Source organism: Saccharopolyspora sp. MMCC62 (assembly GCF_057736575.1).
This window is the reverse complement of the sequence record NZ_JBYKCM010000002.1, coordinates 589072-604630: the sequence shown is the minus strand read 5'-3', so window position 1 is coordinate 604630 and position 15559 is coordinate 589072. Positions and strand designations below refer to the sequence as shown.

Below are 15559 nucleotides of genomic sequence, written 5' to 3'. Positions count from 1 at the left end.
CGGCGGTCGGAGCGCGGTGCGGACGTGCGGACCGGGCGTCCGGCGGCGCAGGACGCCGCACCCACCCCGACGATTCTACTGGGTGTCCCCGACAGGAGTGCGGCAAGGACACCCCTGAATTCCTCACAGAGCCGAGAACTCGGATCGGGACACCATCCGAGACCCGCGAGCGCGTCCGCGCGGCTCCTGCGCGGGCTCGTCGAGCCTCGGCTCAGCCGTAGGTGTCCCGCGGCCCGCGGCCCGGTACGTGCCGGGGTCCGTGCCGCCAGCTCGGCGCCGCAGGCCCCTGCACCTTGATCTTGCGGACCACGCCCTTGCCGACCCCGTCGGCGATGCGCTGCAGGATCTGCCGTTGCAGCAGGCGCAGCTGGGTGGCCCACGCCGTCGACTCGGCCTGCACCGTCAGCTCCCCGTCGGAGAGCGCGACCGGCTTCGTGTGCTCCGCGATGTCCCCGCCGACCAGGCCGTTCCACCGCGCGAACACCTGGCCGCCGGAGAGCCGGTCGTTCCAGCCGTGCTCGGTGGCCAGCCGGGAGGCCAGCCTGCCCAGCGGCTGCGGGTCGCGTTCGTCCGCACCCGGCCCCGACCAGCGGCGCCGCCGCCGGGAACCACCCGAGCCGAGCACGCTGCGCCGGGTGCGGCGCTGCGCCTTCGACTTCTCCTTCGCCGCCTGCAGCGCGGCCCGCGCCAGATCCGATCCGTGCAGCTCAGCGCCGTCCGAACCGGTCGCGGGAAGGTCCGCCGAACCGGTCGCGGCGGTGTCCGCTCGCTCCGCGCGCTCGCCCGATGTCATCGAGTTATCCACACCATCCACAGCCTTATCCCCAGTTGTGGGTAACTCCGGGGGATGACGTTCACCCTGCGTGTGCCGCGCGCACCGGAGGCGACCGGGAGCTCACTCGACACGGCGCACCTCCCCGTCGCGGACGTCGAAGCGGGTGCCCTTCAACTCCTCGGGCACGTCCTCCCCCACCGCCGCGGTGACCAGCACCTGCTCGGCACCGCCGACCAGTTCGGCCAGCCGCGAACGGCGCCGCCGGTCCAGCTCCGCGAACACGTCGTCCAGGATCAGCACCGGCTCGGCGCCATCCTCGGTGAGCAGGTGGTACGAAGCCAGCCGCAACGCCAGCACGAACGACCACGATTCTCCGTGGCTCGCATAGCCCTTCGCGGGCAGCTCGCCGAGCACCAGCTCCAGGTCGTCGCGGTGCGGCCCGACCAGCGACACCCCGCGCTCCAGTTCCTGCGGCCGCACCCGTTCCAGCTCCGCGAGCAGCGCGGACTCCAGCTCGGCCCGGTCGGCGCGCTCACCCTGCGGCACCCCGTACCCGGCGGGCAGCGAGTCGCCGAGGCTGCTGCGGTAGCGCACGTCCGCGACCCGCCCGGACGGCGCGCTGTCCGTCCCGGTCTCCGCCACGCTGGCATAAGAGCTGGTCACGTGCGGGGCTAGGTCCGCCACCAGGTCCAGCCGGGCCGCCAGCAACTCGGCGCCGTGCGCCGCGAGGTGCCCGTCCCAGACCTCCAGGGTCCGCAGGTCCGGCGCCGGACCACCCCGGCGCGCCGCGCCGGCCGACTTCAGCAGCGCGCTGCGCTGCCGCAGCACCCGCTCGTAGTCCGAGCGCACTCCCGCGTACCGCGGCGACCGCGACACCAGCAGTTCGTCCAGGAACCGGCGCCGCTCCCCCGGGTCCCCGCGCACCACCGCCAGGTCCTCCGGCGCGAACAGCACGGTGCGCAGGATGCCCAGCACGTCGCGCGGTTTGCCCGGGGCGCCGCGGTTGATCCGCGCCCGGTTCGCCTTGCCCGGCGTGATCTCCAGGTCGACCAGCAGCTCCCGGCCGCCGTTGACGACCGCAGCGCGCACGAACGCGCGCTGCGCGCCGTAGCGCACCAGCGGCGCATCGCCGGACACCCGGTGCGACCCGAGCGTGGCGACGTAGCCCAGCGCCTCGACCAGGTTCGTCTTGCCCTGGCCGTTGGACCCGACCAGCACGCTCGCCCCCGGCTCGAAGGCCAGGTCGGCCTGCGGCCACGAGCGGAAGTCGGTCACTTGCAGATGTCGGACGTACACAGCGCTCCACGGGATCTGGTCGCGCGGACGGCACCCGCACGACCGGGCGCGCGGTGAGGTGACCCGCGCGGAGTCACCTCACCGACATGTCACCTTGTCGACACGGCGACCCGGATCAGCCCTCGTTGGTCTCCACCGCGTGCCCGCCGAACTGGTTGCGCAGCGCGGCCACGGCCTTCATCGCGGGCGAGTCGTCCTGGCGGGAGGCGAACCGGGCGTAGAGCGCGGCGGTCATCACCGGGGTCGGCACCGCGTGGCGCACCGACTCCTCCACCGTCCAGCGGCCCTCGCCGGAGTCGGAGACGTAACCGCGCAGCTTCTGCAGCTCCGGGTCGTCGTCCATCGCGCGCACCAGCAGGTCCAGCAGCCAGGACCGGACCACGGTTCCCCGGCTCCAGGCCTTGATCGTCGCGGGCACGTCGGTCACCACGTCGGAGGCGGCGAGCAGCTCGAAGCCCTCGGCGTAGGCCTGCATCAGGCCGTACTCGATGCCGTTGTGCACCATCTTCGCGTAGTGCCCGGCACCGACCGGCCCGGCGTGCGCGAAGCCCTCCTCGCGGGGGCCCTCCGGCCGCAGCGCGTCGAAGATCGGCATGGCGCGCTCGATGTCGGCGGTGTCGCCGCCCGCCATCAGCCCGTAGCCGTTGGTCGCGCCCCACACGCCGCCGGACACGCCGACGTCGACGTACTTCACGCCGTGCTCGGCGAGCAGCGCCGCGTTCGCCTGGTCCTCGGTGAACTTGGAGTTCCCGCCTTCGATGACCAGGTCACCCGCGGAGAGCACCTCGGCGAGCGCCTCGATGGTCTGCTTGGTGGGCTCGCCGTGCGGGACCATGATCCACACGATCCGCGGGCCGGTCAGCCCGCCCGCCAGGTCGGCGATCGAGGCGACGTCGCTGACCTCTTGGTTCCGGTCGTAGCCGATGACCTCGTGCCCGGCGGCCCGCAGCCGCTCGCGCATGTTGAAACCCATTCGGCCGAGACCCACAAGTCCCAGTTGCACCGGATCTTCCCCTTCGAGACTGGTTGTTGCCCGGGCCGGCCGTTCGGACGCGGCCCGGTGCCGCACGTGATCGGCGCCCGGGCGGATCGCGGCGGGCACCGGGACCACCTCAGCCCGGCAAGCGCACCGGCATCAGCAGGTAGAGGTAGCCCTCGACCACCTCACCATCCTCCCCGACCGGCTTCAGCAGCGCGGGGCGGTTGGATGTGGTGAACAGCATCTGGGCGCGGTCGGTCTTGAGCGCGCCCAGGCCGTCGAGCAGGTACGTCGGGTTGAAGGCGATGGTCAGGCCCTCGCCGTCGAGCTCGACGGGGAGCTCCTCTTCGGCGCTGCCCTCGTCATCGCCACCGGCGGTGAGCCGCAGGCCGGAGTCGGAGAACTCCAGCCGCACCTGGGTGCCGCGCTCGGCGACCAGCGACACGCGCTTGATCGCCTCGACCAGCGGGGCCACGTCGATGATCGCGGTGGCCGCGGTCTCGGACGGCAGCAGCTGGCGGTACTTCGGGAACTCCGCGTCCAGCAGCCGGGTGGTGTTCCGCCGGGTCGAACCGGACAGGCCGAGCAGGCCGTCGCCGGACGCCAGCGAGATCTCCACCTTGGCGCCGGAGCCGCCGAGGGTCTTCGCGGACTCGGCGAGCGTCTTGGCCGGGACGAGGATCGCGGTGTCGGCGATCGACTCGTCCGGCTCCCAGGTGAACTCGCGCATCGCGAGCCGGAACCGGTCGGTGGCGACCATCGTCAGCCGGTCCGCGTTGATCTCCATGCGGACGCCGGTGAGCATCGGCAGCGTGTCGTCCCGGCCGGCGGCGACCGCGACCTGGGCGACGGCGGCCGAGAACAGGTCGCCGGGGACGGCACCCGCGCGCTCCGGCATCGCCGGGAGCTCGGGGTAGTCCTCGACCGGCATGGTCGGCAGGCTGAACCGCGAGCTGCCGCAGGTGATCGTCACCCGCGAGCCGTCCACGGTGATCTCGACGGGCCGGTTCGGCAGCGACTTGGTGATGTCGGCCAGCAACCGCCCGGAGACCAGGGTCTTGCCGGTGGAGTCGATGGAGGCCTCGGTGGTGACCTGGGCGGAGACCTCGTAGTCGAAACCGGAGATGGTCAGCGCTTCGCCGGAGCTCGCGTCCAGCAGCACCCCGCCCAGCACCGGAACCGGCGGCCGCGACGGCAGGCTGCGCGCGACCCAGGCGACGGCGTCGGCAAGACCGTCACGTTCCACGCGGATCTTCATCGATGTCCTTTCGGTTTCGGCCGAAGCCGGGTGCCGGGGAGAACGCTGCCGGCGCCGTGGGGGCGGCCGGTTCCGGGAGTGCTGTCGGTGCGGGGCTGTCGAGGTCGGTGTCCCGTTGCGTCGCCCGGGGTGCGCGACCGGAGGGCGGCACCTGGCGCGGGGCGCATCGGAACCCGTCCCACGAGAGGCCACGAGCACGCGGCTCCGGATCGGCCGTCGCGGGGAGTTCCACCGTAGAGCGTTCGTCGCGATCGCCGCATCCGGGTCCTGGCTCTCGAAGCGTTCGTTCCGGGCCACCTCGCCGCGGTTGTCCACTTGTCCACCGCCCCTCTCTCTTCTTTTTTTCTTCATTCAAAAGAAAAGAAAGAGAGCAGTAGTAGTAAGGGTTGTGGGTTGTGGGGATAACCCCCGTTTTGGCTGTTCACGACACCTGGACAGCTGTGGATGGGGACTGGGGGTAACCGGTGGATGGGCTGAACGAGTCGTGGACAACTTCTGACCGACCCGAAGTTGTCCACATCGAGGCCATGTTGTCCACACCGCCATCCACAGCTGAACCCCCAGTTGTACCCAGCCCCTGCGGATGAGGGCTCCCTTTTCGGGCCTCCACCGATCGGGGTGTGGGCAGATCTGTGGGTTTCCTGTGTCCAACCGGGGTATGGCCTGTGGGCAGGTCGGCGATGGTTGTGCACAGGCTGTGCACGGATTGGGGAAAACTCCAGCTCAGGCCTGGGGATGGCGAAGCTGTGGACAGGTCGGCCTCGTGGCGGGTTTTTTGCCGGGGGGTGAGGGCAAGGCCACTGCCCCTGTGCAGAAAAGTCCGCGCGATCCACAGCCCGATCCACCGGTTCGAGGCGCTCCGGTGGCCGACGCGGAGCTCGCAGGGGCGTCGGAGCGGCGAAATCCGTGCGGTGGGCGACCGGTTGTGCGCAGAGCGAGCGGAATTCGAGTTCTCCACAGGCTGTGCACGGCCGCCGGCACGCTCCCGAGGCGCGTCGCGACCGGATCCGGGTGCGGATTTTTCTGCGAGCGGCGGGTGCCGGGAGCCGACCGGTGCGGCAGAAAGGTTCGGCGAGCGGCTCGCGGTGGCCGCCGACCGGGGAGGTGCGGTGGTCCCGGCCGCGGACCGCGGCAGCGCGGTGCGGTCCGCCGCGGTGCCGCGAACCGCGACGCGGCGGACCGGTGATGGTGCGGCCACTGGTGGCGGCCGGCAGTGGCCGCAGCGGGATCGGGCGGTCGGCTTCGGCGCGGAAAGTCCGGCGCGCAGGTCCGAGGCGGAGAGCCCGGTGGGGAGGATCCGGCGCGGAGGGCCCGGCGAGCGGTGATCGAGCGCGGCCCCCGCGGGCCGGAGCAGCGGTCGCGCCGGCGCCCGGTGGGTCGGCCCGCGGAGATCTCGCGGGATCTTTCTGGCGCGGTAGCCGGGTCGGGCCCCCGGGGTGGAACAGAAAGGTTCCGCGCGTTCGGCCGGGAGGCCGGGTCCGGCCGCCGCCAGGTGGGCCGGGCGTCCGGAACGGCCGGAGACGCGGTGCGAGCGGATCGAGCGCGGCGCCGCCCGGTCGCCCTCCGGGCGGCTTCGCTCGCTACCGGCCACGGGCGCCGCGGATCGTCCACTCCCCGTCCGCGCCGTCCCCAGCCGAGGGGTCGCCGGCCCGCCGATGTCGGTAGCGCCGACGAACCGCCCGCACCGCAGCGACTACCGGCCACTCGCTAATACGACTGAAACGTACGCCTCAGCAGCAGGACGCAGCAGGACCAAGTCGATCAGCGAGCAGCCTGACCTGCGTGAATGTCGGAAGGGGCGACCTCAGCCGCGAGACTGCTGCTTGATCCGGGACGTCAGTTCCTGCACCTGGTCGTACACCCGGCGCCGCTCGGCCATCTCCTTGCGGATCTTCTTGTCCGCGTGCATGACCGTCGTGTGGTCCCGGCCGCCGAAGCTCTGCCCGATCTTCGGCAGCGAGGAATCGGTGAGCTCCCGGCACAGGTACATCGCGATCTGCCGCGCCTGCGCGAGCGCCTTCGTCTTCCCCGGCCCGCACAGGTCGTCGATCGTCACCGCGAAGTACTCGGCGGTGACGCCCATGATGGTCGGCGCCGTGATCTCGGGCGTCGCCGAATCGGGGATCAGGTCGCGCAGCACGATCTCCGCCAGCTGCACGTCCACCGGCTGCCGGTTCAACGAGGCGAACGCCGTCACCCGGATCAGCGCGCCTTCGAGCTCCCGGATGTTCCGCTCGATGCGGGCGGCGATGAACTCCAGCACCTCGGCGGGGGCCGCCATCCGGTCCTGCGCCGCCTTCTTCCGGAGGATCGCGATCCGCGTCTCCAGCTCGGGAGGCTGGATGTCGGTGATCAGGCCCCACTCGAATCGAGTGCGCAGCCGGTCCTCCAGCGTGCGCAGCCCCTTCGGCGGGCGGTCCGAGGACACCACGATCTGCTTGTTCGAATTGTGCAGCGTGTTGAAGGTGTGGAAGAACTCCTCCTGGGTGCCTTCCTTGCCCTCCAAGAACTGGATGTCATCGACCAGCAGCACGTCCACGTCGCGGTAGCGGCGCTGGAACGCCACCTGCCGGTCGTCGCGCAGCGAGTTGATGAAGTCGTTCGTGAACTCCTCGGTGGACACGTAGCGCACCCGCATCCCCGGGAACAGCCGCTGCGTGTAGTGCCCCACCGCGTGCAGCAGGTGCGTCTTGCCGAGCCCGGACTCGCCCCAGATGAACAGCGGGTTGTACGCGCGCGCCGGTGCCTCCGCCGCCGCCACCGCGGCCGCGTGCGCGAACCGGTTGGACGCGCCGATCACGAAGGTGTCGAAGGTGTACTTCGCGTTCAACCTGGTCTGCGAGGTCGGCGGGCCGTTCTTCGGTGCGGTGAACGGCTGGCCCTGCTGGTGCTGCTCGGTGTGCTGGCCGCGGCCGAAGGTCGGCCACACGTTCGCCTCGGTCGGAGTCGTGTCCTCCTGGTCGGCGGACTCGTCCTCGACGTCGGCCTCGTGGTCCTGGTCGGCGGGGGATTCCGGCGCCGACGGCCACTTCTGCTCCGGGGCGCGTTCCGGTTCCGGCTGGTAGTCGGCGTACTGCTGCTCGGAGCCGTACTGCGGTTCCGGCGCGTACGCGGCCTCCGGAGCGCCCCGGGCGTCCAGGGAGTACGGCACTTCCGGCGGGTACGAGGTCTGGTGGGAGTACTGCGCGCCGACCTGCTCGTTCGGCAGCGAGCCGCTGATCGAACCGCCGTGCGCGCCGTTGCCGAACGCCTCCGGCCGCCGCGGCTGCGCCGAGTAGTTCGACGGTCCGGTCGCGATGTACGGGGAGGAGTCGTAGGCGATGCCGAACGTCGTGGGCTGCTCCGCGGGTTCGCCCGTGCGGGCCGGTGGCTCCGGGCGGGCCTCGGGAGCGGCGATCGGGCGGGTCGGCGCGGGCACCGCGGTGTCCACCTTGACGGCGAGCGACACCTCGCGGCCCAGCCGGCGGGACAGCGCGTCGGTGATCGGATCGCGCAGGGCGCGCTCGATCGCTTCCTTCGCGAAATCACTGGGGGCGGCCAGCAGTGCCGTACCATCCAGCAGGCCGATCGGGCGGGTCACGCGCATCCACGCGCGTTGTTGCGGCGACAGCGTGCCCGAGGACAACTCCAGCACCACTTCGTCCCAGACCCGACCAAGCTCGGTTTGGTGGTCGGTCACCCCTGCGCTCCCCTCACCGGCACGTGACCCGCACCGTTGACTCCCACACCTCGGCAAGTGCGGCGTCGCCGGCGCGGGGTGATGAACTCGCTCCGCGCACGCCCGGACAAGGTGTCCACAGAGTTATCCACAGCTGTGCATGAAGGTACGGCAGCGAACCTCGGACGTCCCCCCTGGGTCCCCGCCGGTACCTGCGATCCTGGTGGTGCCCTTGCGCGCCGCATCGATGCGCAGTGCGGACGGCTCCCACGCCGCCGGGCGCGCATCGCAGAAGGGACAACCTAACAAGGTCGAGATCGCCTCACAAGGCGGGTGGTCCCAGCCGTCCGGGACCGCACCGGCGCTGCTGAGACCCCCGGTGACCGAGCATCCGGGCAGGTGGCGTAGCCTCGTGCAGTCCCCCGCCGCACGAGCGGGAATGTCGCCGCGCTTGGATTTCGGCTGAAGTCCCGGCGCAGCGCGCGAGGCGCCGCCGGTGCCGCCGCGTGCAGACTCCCCTCGTACCACCGGGGGGTGAGCTCGACACGATGGCCGCTACGGCGGGCGGGGACATCTTGACCGAGCCATCGGGCCGAGCACGTGCCTGTTCCAACGGGCCTGAAGTAACGGGAGATCCACCGTGAGCAAGGGCAAGCGCACCTTCCAACCGAACAACCGTCGCCGTGCCCGCAAGCACGGGTTCCGGCTGCGCATGCGCACCCGCGCCGGTCGCGCCATCGTGTCCGCGCGTCGCCGCAGGGGCCGTGCCTCGCTGACCGCCTGATCATCGGTTCGTGCTGCCCGCGGCCGCCCGGCTGACCTCCAGCCAGGACTTTCGCCTGGCGGTCCGTCGTGGCCGCCGTGCGGGGCGCGCCCGATTGGTGGTGCACCTGCTGGTGCCGAACGCGGCGCCCCGGACCGAGGTCCGCGGCGCCGCTCCTGAGCACGTCCACCAGGTGAACCGCGCAGGCGTGGACCGGCACGACGGGACCACGGCGGCGCACCCTGCGGCCGACGAGCTCGCGGGGCGCGCCGAACCGAACCAGGGACCGCGGTCGGACTCGGACATCGAACCCACTCGGGACATCGGGGAACCGGCCCGCGTGGGTTTTGTCGTGAGCAAGGCCGTGGGCAACGCGGTGCTGCGGCACCGCGTGACCAGGCGGCTCCGGCACCTGATGCGGGACCGCCTCGCCGTGCTGCCCGCTGGCACACTGGTGGTGGTGCGCGCACTCCCCCCGGCCGCGACCGCATCGAGCAGTGATCTCGGGTCGGACCTCGACGCGGCGCTGCGCAAGCTGCGCGTGGCGCGCGGCGGTCCGTAGATGGCGCTGGAGGTCCCGGATGTCGGACACGCTGGACAGCGGTGAGCGGGTTCGTCCGAGCCCGGCCGCATGGCTGCTGCTCGGCCCGGTGCACGTCTACCGGAAGATCATTTCGCCACTGCTGCCCCCGACTTGCCGGTTCTACCCGAGCTGCAGCGCTTACGCGGTCGAGGCGCTGACGGTGCACGGAGCGTTCTACGGCAGCTGGCTCACCGTGCGGCGGTTGTTGCGCTGCGGCCCCTGGCACCCTGGCGGCTTCGACTACGTCCCACCCCGGCGGGACCGCTCCGGCGGGACGGTGGCCGAGCCGGGCGCAGCGCCCCGACCCCCCGCGGAGGACTAGTGCTCGACTTCATCAACTACCCGGTCTCGGCGATCCTCTGGTTCTGGCACGAGGTCTTCGGCTTCGTGCTGGACCCGGCAAGCGGGTACGCCTGGGCGCTGTCCGTGGTCTTCCTCGTCTTCACCCTGCGCGCGCTGCTGTTCAAGCCGTTCGTGCACCAGGTGCGTTCGATGAAGAAGATGCAGGAGTTCGCTCCGCAGGTCCGCGCGCTCCAGGAGAAGCACGGGCACGACAAGCAGCAGCTCGCGCAGGAGATGCAGAAGCTCCAGCAGGAGCAGGGCTTCAACCCGATCTCCGGCTGCCTGCCGATGCTGGTGCAGGTGCCGGTCTTCTTCGGCCTGTTCCACGTGCTCAACGGGTTCCGCCCCGGGGCACCTTCGAACTTCGTGTTCGGTCCCGAGGACGTCGCCTCCTTCGTCTCCGCCGACCTGTTCGGCGCGAAGCTGTCGAACACGATCAGCCAGGCTCCGGACGTGCTCGCGAGCTTCGGCACGGACCGCCTGTCGATGCTCCTGGTCGGGGTGCCGCTGATGGTCGCCGCGGCCATCGCCACCCACTTCACCTCCCGGCACTCGGTGCAGCGCCAGACGCCGGAGGCGGCGGCGAACCCGCAGACCGAGATCATGAACCGGATGGTGCTCTGGGTCTTCCCGATGTTCGCCATCATCGGCGGCCCGTTCCTGCCGCTGGCGATCCTGCTCTACTGGCTGGCCAACAACTTCTGGACCCTGGGGCAGCAGCGGATCGTCTACAGCCGCATCGACCGCGAGGAAGCGGCGGCCGCGCCGGCCGTCGTAGACGGCGCCACCGTCACCGCGCCGACCGCCGAGACCGCGGCGCTCGAGGCGAAACCGGCCGCCGCGGAAGCGGACGAGCCCGCGGCCCAGGACGCGACCGAGGCCCCCTCCCCCGCGCGCCCGGCCGCCGACGCAGACCAACCCGGTGATGCTCCCGGGGTGTTCGAAGACCGTTCCCGCGACAGTCGGCCGGACGAGTCCCGCTGACCGACGTCGCGTACCCCTGGAGAGGAGACGCCCAGTGTCTGAAACCGTGCAGGAGCCGACCAAGGTCGAGGAGTCGGCGGAGTCCACGCCGAACGCCGACCAGGAGCGCAGCAATACCGAGACGCTGCTCGTCCAGGAGGGCGACGTGGCCGGTGACTACCTGGAGCGGCTGCTCGACCTGCTGGACTACGACGGGGACATCGACCTCGACGTGGAGGCCGGTCGTGCGGTGGTGAGCATCGACGGCGGTAGCGACCTGGAGCACCTGGTCGGGTCGCGCGGTCAGGTGCTGGAGGCGCTGCAAGAGCTGACCCGGCTCGCCGTGCAGCAGGACACCGGAGTGCGCAGCCGGCTGATGCTGGACGTGGCCGGCTGGCGCGCGGGCCGTCGCGAGGAGCTCACCAACCTCGGTCGCACGACCGCGGAAGAGGTGCTGTCCTCCGGCGAGGAGACCCGCCTCCGTCCGATGACCCCGTTCGAGCGGAAGATCATCCACGACGCCGTCGCGGCGGTCGACGGAGTGCACAGCGAGAGCGAAGGCGAAGAGCCGAGCCGCAAGGTCGTCGTCTACAAGTCGAACTGACCTCCCCTCCCCCGCGACGCGCGGGATGGACCAAGGCGCCCGGTCGGGATCTCCCGGCCGGGCGCCTTCGCGTTCGGCGGATGTTCCACGTGACACCAGGCGTCGCGAACCCGTCGTGTTTCACGTGAAACCAGGCGCGGGAGCAAGACCGACTTCGGGCTGAGATGATGATGTGGGCCGCGCGGACCGCCTGATCCGAGTCCGCGTTTCACGTGAAACCAGCGCGCCGATCATCGAGCCCGTTCCACGTGAAACAACTCCGTACCGACTTGGTGGACGCGCCCCCGTTTCACGTGAAACAACGACAGCAGGGTGGAAGACTGTGACCGCAGCAGAAGGTGATCCGATCCCGGTTCCGGCGGCCGCGCAAGCGGTCTTCGGTGATCGTCTTCCGGGAGCGGAGCGGTTCGCGACGATGCTCGCCGAGGAAGGCGTGCGGCGAGGATTGATCGGTCCGCGGGAACTCCCCCGGATCTGGGACCGCCATCTGTTGAACTCCGCGGTACTCGCGGAGTTGCTGCCACCGAATTGCCGTGTCGTGGACGTAGGCTCAGGGGCGGGGCTGCCGGGCATTCCGCTGGCGATCGCTCGCCCCGATGTCGAGCTGGTTCTGCTGGAGCCGATGGCTCGACGAGTGGCCTGGCTGCGGGAAGTCGTCGAGGAACTGGATCTCTCCGTCGAGGTGGTGCGTGGGCGTGCCGAGGAAGGCCCGGTACGTGATCGGCTCGCCGATCAGGACGTGGTCACCGCGCGCGCCGTGGCGCCGCTGGAACGGCTCTCGGCCTGGTGCCTCCCCCTGTTGCGTCCCGGCGGGCGGATGCTCGCGTTGAAGGGATCGACCGCGGCGGAAGAGCTGGAACGCGATGCGGACGCCGTCCGGGCGGCGGGTGGCAGCCCCGGTGAAGTGTTGTCGTGCGGCGACAACGTGCTCGATGTGCCGACGACGGTCGTCGTCGTGGAGCGGGTATCCCAGAAAGCGCCCGGTCGGCGTCGTGACGGCGGCCGTAGAGCGAGGAAGGATCGTGGACGGTGACGGAGTCGAACGGAGCGGATCGTGTTTCACGTGAAACGAAGGGGCGCGTGATGGGTTCCATGCGTTTTCCTTCTGGCGCGGAAGAACGCGGTCAGCAAGCGAGTGAAGCCTTCCCGGCGGACGGCGTGGGCTGGACTCCGATCATGGAAGAGGCTCAGCGCGCGACCCGGGTGCTGCACCCCGAGACGATGCAGCTCCCCCGCCCGGATCGGCGGCGCATCCTCACCGTCGCCAACCAGAAGGGCGGCGTCGGCAAGACGACGAGCACGGTGAACCTCGCCGCCGGACTGGCGGTGCAGGGGCTGAAGGTGCTCGTGATCGACCTCGACCCGCAGGGGAACGCCAGCACCGCGCTCGGCGTGGACCACCGGTCCGGTGTCCCCTCGGTGTACGAGGTGCTGCTCGGCGAGATCAGCATCGCGGACGCCGCGGCGCAGAGCACCGAATCGCCGAACCTGTACTGCGTGCCGGCGACGCTCGACCTGGCCGGTTCGGAGATCGAGCTGGTGTCGATGGTCGCCCGCGAGGGGCGGCTCAAGGAGGCGCTGAAGTCCGAGGCGATCGAGCAGATCGCCCCCGACTACGTCTTCATCGATTGCCCGCCGTCGCTCGGCCTGCTCACGGTGAACGCGATGGTGGCCGCGCACGAGGTGCTGATCCCGATCCAGTGCGAGTACTACGCGCTGGAGGGCCTCGGGCAGCTGCTGCGCAACATCGAGCTGGTGCAGGCGCACCTGAACCCGGCGCTGTGGGTGTCGACGATCCTGCTGACGATGTACGACGGCCGCACCAAGCTGGCGGACCAGGTGACGAACGAGGTGCGCAGCCACTTCGGCGAGCTGACGCTGCGGACGGTCATCCCGCGCAGCGTGAAGATCTCCGAAGCGCCCGGGTTCGGCAAGACGGTGCTGAACTACGATCCCGGTTCGCGGGGTTCGATGAGCTACCTGGATGCGGCGAAGGAGATCGCCGAGCGGGGTGTGGAGAGGAAGACGGCATGACCGAACGCAAGGGTGGTCTGGGGCGAGGCCTCGCGGCGCTGATCCCGAGCGGTCCTCCCGCGGAGAGCGGCGGCGGCTCCACCGGAGTCTCCGTGCGCGGCGCCGGCTTCACCCCACCCCCCTCCCCCGCCCCGGGGGACGGCGCGAGCGCGCCGGAGCCGGTTTCACGTGAAACCGGCGGCGGAACGGTGGCGGGTGCGACCTACCGGGAGGTCGTGACCGCGTCCATCACGCCGAACCCGCGGCAGCCGCGGCAGGTCTTCGACGAGGAGGCGCTGTCCGAGCTGGAGCACTCGATCCGCGAGTTCGGCCTGATGCAGCCGATCGTGGTGCGGGAGATCGAGTCCGGCCAGTACGAGCTCATCATGGGCGAGCGCCGCTGGCGCGCGTCGCAGCGAGCCGGGCTGGAGGTCATTCCCGCGATCGTCCGCGAGACGGCGGATGACGCGCTGCTGCGGGACGCCCTGCTGGAGAACATCCACCGGGTGCAGCTGAACCCGCTCGAAGAGGCGGCCGCGTACCAGCAGCTGCTGGACGAGTTCGACGTGACGCACGACGAGCTGGCAGAGCGGATCGGTCGCAGCCGTCCGGTCATCACGAACACGATCCGCCTGCTCCGGCTGCCGATGCCGGTGCAGCGCCGGGTCGCTGCCGGGGTGCTCTCGGCGGGGCACGCGCGGGCGTTGCTCGCTCTCGACGACGCGGGCGGCCAGGAGGAGTTGGCGTCGCGGATCATCGCCGAGGGGTTGTCCGTGCGGGCGACCGAAGAGGCGGTGACGCTCAAGAAGAGCGAGGGGCCGGCGAAGCAGAAGGCGGCGCCGCGGAAGCAGTTGCAGTCCCCCGGCTTGCAGGGGTTGGCGGAGAAGCTGTCCGATCGCTTCGACACCAAGGTCAAGGTCGATCTGGGCAAGCGGAAGGGCCGGATCGTCGTGGAGTTCGGTTCGGTGGACGACTTGGAGCGGCTGGCCGAGTTGTTGTTGCCGGGAGAGGCCGACAAGCTCCGCGAAATCCGGGAGGGATGACACCGAGGTCTTTCGTCACGGTGACGATCATCGTTTTGGGCGATATGACCGTATCGCCGAACGGTCACCGCTGACCCCGATCCCCCGGCACGGCGGGCCCCGGAATCGCTCGGGGTCGCAGCCGATCACTCCGACTCCGCGCACTCCGACGCGGCGGTCGGGACCTGAACGAAGAAGAGCCGCCGATGTCGCAACATCGGCGGCTCCTGCTTTCAACGGCGGGTCTCCCGCGAACTCATCGGACGAGAGCCGATCGCCGTTTCACGTGAAACATGCGCTCAGTTCCCGCGCACGATCGCCTTCTCCACCAGTCCGGCGAACACCTCGCCGAGCGATCGGTCCGCGGCCTCCACGGCCATCGGGAACAGCGAGGTCTCCGTCAGGCCCGGGGACACGTTCACTTCGAGGAAGTGCGGCACCCCGTCCTGGTCGATGATCGCATCGGTGCGGGACACGTCGCGCAGCCCGAGCAGCCGGTGCGCCGCGACCGCCAGCTCGCCTGCGCGGACGGCGACGTCCGGTGCCAGGTCGGCGGGAGCCTCGTAGCTGGTGAGCCCCGCGGTGTAGCGAGCGGTGTAGTCGTACACGCCGTCGGCCGCCTCGATCCGCACCGCGGGCAGCGCCTCCGGCCCGTCCGCGGTGTCGACGACGCTGATCGCGACCTCGACGCCTTCCACGAACCGCTCGACGAGCACGGTGTCGCCGTAGGCCAGCGCGCCCACCATCGCCGAGGGCAGCTCCGAGGCGTCCCGGACGACCCGGGCGCCGAGCGCTGACCCGCCCTGGTCCGGCTTCAGCATCAGCGGCAGGCCGAGCTTGGCTACCAGCGCGTCCAGCACCGCCTGCGCGCCGAGCTCGCGGAACGTGGCGTGCGGCAGCACCACCCAGTCCGGCGTGCTCAGGCCGGCGCGGGCCAGTTCGGCCTTGGCGGTCGGCTTGTCCCAGGCGCGGCGGCAGGCGCGCGGATCCGTGCCCACGTACGGGACGCCGAGCATGTCCAGCACGGACTGCACCGCGCCGTTCTCCCCTTCGCCGCCGTGCAGCGCGATGACCACGGCATCCGGCCGTTCGTCCTGGACGCGCGCGACGAGGCGGGAGTCGGCGTCCCACTCCCCCACGGTCATTCCGACGGAGCGCAGCGCGGTGGACAACCGCCTCCCGGAGCGCAACGACACCTCGCGCTCGTGCGACAACCCACCGGACAGCACGGCGACCCAACGATCGGACACTGGTCGAACTCCCCTGAAAGTAAGAGTCCACTGCGCACCAGGTGCGCAGTGGA

At 70.9% G+C, this 15559-nt stretch carries 14 protein-coding genes; 8 read left to right on the top strand and 6 right to left on the bottom strand.

Features of this window, described 5'->3' with window-relative positions; genetic code table 11:
- Nucleotides 1-211: 211 nt before the first annotated feature.
- The 5 genes from AC29IT_RS06975 to dnaA all read right to left on the bottom strand — a co-directional run bounded on the left by AC29IT_RS06975 (nucleotide 212) and on the right by dnaA (nucleotide 7987).
- Nucleotides 212-793: a DciA family protein gene (locus tag AC29IT_RS06975; protein ID WP_488218186.1), complete on the bottom strand. Its 582-nt coding sequence runs from the start codon at nucleotides 791-793 to the stop codon at nucleotides 212-214.
- Between the two features lie 102 nt (nucleotides 794-895).
- Nucleotides 896-2071, bottom strand: coding sequence for a DNA replication/repair protein RecF (recF, locus tag AC29IT_RS06970; RefSeq protein ID WP_358435298.1), 1176 nt, complete (start codon nucleotides 2069-2071; stop codon nucleotides 896-898).
- A 115-nt stretch (nucleotides 2072-2186) separates the two neighbouring features.
- Nucleotides 2187-3140, bottom strand: coding sequence for a phosphogluconate dehydrogenase (NAD(+)-dependent, decarboxylating) (gene gnd, locus AC29IT_RS06965; protein ID WP_224957034.1), 954 nt, complete (start codon nucleotides 3138-3140; stop codon nucleotides 2187-2189).
- Nucleotides 3141-3183: 43 nt separating this feature from the next.
- Nucleotides 3184-4308: a DNA polymerase III subunit beta gene (dnaN, locus tag AC29IT_RS06960; RefSeq protein WP_358435295.1), complete on the bottom strand. Its 1125-nt coding sequence runs from the start codon at nucleotides 4306-4308 to the stop codon at nucleotides 3184-3186.
- Between the two features lie 1804 nt (nucleotides 4309-6112).
- Nucleotides 6113-7987 carry a chromosomal replication initiator protein DnaA gene (gene dnaA, locus AC29IT_RS06955; RefSeq protein ID WP_488218185.1) on the bottom strand — a complete coding sequence of 625 codons (1875 nt, stop codon included), beginning with the start codon at nucleotides 7985-7987 and terminating at the stop codon, nucleotides 6113-6115.
- A gap of 619 nt (nucleotides 7988-8606) precedes the next feature.
- Between dnaA and rpmH the strand changes: the two genes are divergently transcribed.
- The 8 genes from rpmH to AC29IT_RS06915 all read left to right on the top strand — a co-directional run bounded on the left by rpmH (nucleotide 8607) and on the right by AC29IT_RS06915 (nucleotide 14277).
- Nucleotides 8607-8750, top strand: a complete 144-nt coding sequence (rpmH, locus tag AC29IT_RS06950; protein ID WP_224957024.1) for a 50S ribosomal protein L34 — start codon at nucleotides 8607-8609, stop codon at nucleotides 8748-8750.
- A 10-nt stretch (nucleotides 8751-8760) separates the two neighbouring features.
- On the top strand, nucleotides 8761-9291 hold the full coding sequence (rnpA, locus tag AC29IT_RS06945; RefSeq protein ID WP_488218184.1) for a ribonuclease P protein component: 531 nt from the start codon (nucleotides 8761-8763) through the stop codon (nucleotides 9289-9291).
- Nucleotides 9292-9310: 19 nt separating this feature from the next.
- Nucleotides 9311-9634, top strand: coding sequence for a membrane protein insertion efficiency factor YidD (yidD, locus tag AC29IT_RS06940; RefSeq protein WP_358435285.1), 324 nt, complete (start codon nucleotides 9311-9313; stop codon nucleotides 9632-9634).
- Nucleotides 9634-10638 (top strand): membrane protein insertase YidC, encoded by a 1005-nt coding sequence (gene yidC / locus AC29IT_RS06935; protein WP_488218183.1) that lies wholly within the window; start codon nucleotides 9634-9636, stop codon nucleotides 10636-10638. Before yidD ends, yidC begins: the two co-directional genes overlap by 1 nt.
- A gap of 34 nt (nucleotides 10639-10672) precedes the next feature.
- Nucleotides 10673-11221 carry a Jag family protein gene (locus AC29IT_RS06930; protein WP_358435279.1) on the top strand — a complete coding sequence of 183 codons (549 nt, stop codon included), beginning with the start codon at nucleotides 10673-10675 and terminating at the stop codon, nucleotides 11219-11221.
- Nucleotides 11222-11543: 322 nt separating this feature from the next.
- A complete protein-coding gene (gene rsmG / locus AC29IT_RS06925) occupies nucleotides 11544-12254 on the top strand; it encodes a 16S rRNA (guanine(527)-N(7))-methyltransferase RsmG (RefSeq protein WP_488218182.1) in 711 nt (236 codons plus the stop codon).
- A 143-nt stretch (nucleotides 12255-12397) separates the two neighbouring features.
- The gene (locus AC29IT_RS06920) at nucleotides 12398-13255 is read left to right on the top strand and encodes a ParA family protein (RefSeq protein WP_358435274.1); all 858 of its coding nucleotides are present in this window, start codon (nucleotides 12398-12400) and stop codon (nucleotides 13253-13255) included.
- A complete protein-coding gene (locus AC29IT_RS06915; protein ID WP_358435271.1) occupies nucleotides 13252-14277 on the top strand; it encodes a ParB/RepB/Spo0J family partition protein in 1026 nt (341 codons plus the stop codon). Before AC29IT_RS06920 ends, AC29IT_RS06915 begins: the two co-directional genes overlap by 4 nt.
- Nucleotides 14278-14555: 278 nt before the next feature.
- On the opposite strand, the gene AC29IT_RS06910 is transcribed toward AC29IT_RS06915, so the two are convergent.
- On the bottom strand, nucleotides 14556-15506 hold the full coding sequence (locus AC29IT_RS06910) for a D-alanine--D-alanine ligase family protein (protein WP_488218181.1): 951 nt from the start codon (nucleotides 15504-15506) through the stop codon (nucleotides 14556-14558).
- Nucleotides 15507-15559 lie beyond the last annotated feature (53 nt).